This is a genomic window from Calidithermus terrae (genome assembly GCF_003574345.1).
Lineage (GTDB): Bacteria > Deinococcota > Deinococci > Deinococcales > Thermaceae > Calidithermus > Calidithermus chliarophilus.
The window spans coordinates 1-2,153 of record NZ_QXDL01000370.1 but is presented as its reverse complement, the minus strand read 5'-3'; the positions used below and the strand labels follow the sequence as shown (position 1 = coordinate 2,153).

At 66.1% G+C, this 2,153-nt stretch carries 3 protein-coding genes and 1 pseudogene; all 4 read right to left on the bottom strand.

What is annotated here, in order from left to right; genetic code table 11:
* A pseudogene (locus Mterra_RS23325) lies at positions 1 to 229 on the bottom strand (acetyl-CoA carboxylase biotin carboxyl carrier protein); the annotation flags it as partial.
* Positions 230 to 400: 171 nt separating this feature from the next.
* On the bottom strand, positions 401 to 955 hold the full coding sequence (efp, locus tag Mterra_RS20805; RefSeq protein WP_027893133.1) for an elongation factor P: 555 nt from the start codon (positions 953 to 955) through the stop codon (positions 401 to 403).
* An 87-nt stretch (positions 956 to 1,042) separates the two neighbouring features.
* A complete protein-coding gene (locus Mterra_RS20800) occupies positions 1,043 to 1,945 on the bottom strand; it encodes a quinate 5-dehydrogenase (RefSeq protein WP_119316820.1) in 903 nt (300 codons plus the stop codon).
* 10 nt (positions 1,946 to 1,955) lie between these two features.
* Positions 1,956 to 2,132 carry a hypothetical protein gene (locus Mterra_RS22675; protein WP_170159774.1) on the bottom strand — a complete coding sequence of 59 codons (177 nt, stop codon included), beginning with the start codon at positions 2,130 to 2,132 and terminating at the stop codon, positions 1,956 to 1,958.
* Between the last annotated feature and the right edge of the window lie 21 nt (positions 2,133 to 2,153).

Sequence of the window (2,153 nt, the reverse complement as noted above, 5' to 3'; positions counted from 1 at the left end):
GAAGCGCCGTTGCGGCACCTTCCGAAGCCGAGCTGGAGGCTCTGCGCCAGGGGGCGGGGTTCTGCACGGCGACGTGGGCCGCCGGGGGCGGTGAGGCCACGTAGGTCACCGCCGGGTTTGAGCCGCCGCGTTTGACGGTGAGTTTGTAGTCGGGGGTCTCGAGGCTGAGTTCGGAAACCTCGTTTTCAACCAAGGCTTGCAGGATGAGCTTCAGTTCCTTCGCGTTCATATTCACCTCGGGCGATCCGAACGCCCCAAGTATACCTAGGGCGCTGTCCAGAGGGCTCGAGCCGGGCAGCGGGCCGGAGGCTGGCGCCAGGGCGGGAGTCACCGCGCACCGGGGCGTGCTCGGCATGAAAACAGGGGCGACTTCGGAGATCGCCCCTGGCTGCTGGCCCGCTCAGGCCCGGCTGATGTACGTGCCCGTGCGGGTATCGACCTTGATGACCTCGCCGGTCTCCACGAACAGCGGCACCTGCACCACGGCGCCGGTCTCGAGCGTCGCCGGCTTGGTGCCGCCCGAGACGGTGTCGCCGCGCACGCCGGGGGGGGTGTCCACGATCTTGAGCTCGACGGTGAAGGGCGGGGTGATGTCGAGCGGGCGCCCGTTGTACATCGAGCCCTGCACGGTCATGCCCTCCTTGAGGAAGATGGCCGCGTCGGTGATGTCTTTAGGCACGTGGAACTGCTCGTAGGTCTCGAGGTCCATCAGCACGAGCTCGTCGCCCTCGGGGTAGAGGTACTGCAGGTCCTTGACCTCGACGTAGATGTCCTCGAGCTTCTCCCCCGAGTTGAAGGAGCGCTCCACGGTCACGCCGGTCTCGAGGTTCTTGAACTTGGCGACCACCTTCGCCCCCCCGCGCCCGATCTTCTGGTGCTGGTAGTCCACGCACATCCACAGGCCGCCGTCCATTTTCACTTTGGTGCCGTTGCGCAAATCGGTCACGCTGATCATGCAAAACTCCTTTAGCCCGAGGAGGGCTTTTCCAAAGCGTGATTGTACATGGCGCGAAGGCTTTACTCAATTTCGCGGCGCCCGGCCCTACGAGAGCTCGGTGACCTGCGGCTTGAGGCCGAGCTTCTCGATGTACTCGAGGTACTCCCCCTCGCTCAGGGGGTACTTCCCGGCCAGCGCCACGACGAAGGCCTCCATCACGTTGGTGCCGAAGCTGCGGCCCGAGATGCGCGGGGTGGTGGTGATGAGGGTCTTGACGCCCCTGGCGCGCATGAACTCCAGGTCTTCGGCGGTGGTGGTGTTGGTGAGGATGACCTTCCCCCGCATGTCCTGGGGCATGTAACGGCGCATGAAGTGCCAGTCCCCGGCGATCACGTCGGCCCACTGGAAGTACTTCTGCCGCCAGTCGAGGATCTGCTTCTCCTGCTTCTCGCCCGTGGGGTAGAGCCACTTGAAGGGCAGTTGGGTGATGAGGGGCATCAGGATGTAGGCGCACAGCCGCAGCACCGCGAGCTGGCGGATGGGAAAGGGCAAGCCCAGCGCGTAGATGAAGTCGCCGTAGATCACTTCGGCCCCCGCCGCGTCGAGGGCTTCGGCCAGGCCGAAACGGTCGAGGGCGCTGGGGACGAGCACCTTCTTCCCTTTCCACCGAATTTGCGGGTCGAGCAGGCGCACGGCGTTGCGCTCGAGGGTGTGCTTGAGGCCCGAGCCGTCCACCATGGGGCTCTTCTCCGCGGCGGCCGCCATGCGGGCCGAGTCGCGGAAGGTGTAGCGGCGTTTGCCGGCCCACACGTACAGGTCGGCCCCGCCCAGGCCGAAGGCGTCCACCTGCCCGTCGAGCTTGCGCACCAGCTCGATGGCCTTCTCCCAGCTCCCGTCGGTGCCGATGCGCTCGAGCACGAAGGTGTCGGGCAGGCCCTCGAGGCTGAACTCGGCCCTGGAGTTGCGCTTGGACGAGCCGATGGAGACGCTGACGATGCGCTTGGGCATGGCCCCCATCCTACCGTGTCAGCCCCAGCAGCAGCAGCGCCAGGGCGAGGCCCCAGAACCCATACGCCAGCCACCGGGGAGCCGCTTTCTGCGCCGAAAAAGCCATCACCAGGCCGCCTACCAGTGCGGCGCCCAGGGCCAGAGTGAACAACAGGGGGCGGGGGTTGCCGAGCACCTCTTCGAACATAGCAGGGCCATTATGAGGGGT

Bases quoted from the DNA above. Each gene is read 5' to 3' on its own strand.
- efp (WP_027893133.1), bottom strand. From the start codon at position 955: ATGATCAGCGTGACCGATTTGCGCAACGGCACCAAAGTGAAAATGGAC.
- Mterra_RS20800 (WP_119316820.1), bottom strand. From the start codon at position 1,945: ATGCCCAAGCGCATCGTCAGCGTCTCCATCGGCTCGTCCAAGCGCAAC.
- Mterra_RS22675 (WP_170159774.1), bottom strand. From the start codon at position 2,132: ATGTTCGAAGAGGTGCTCGGCAACCCCCGCCCCCTGTTGTTCACTCTG.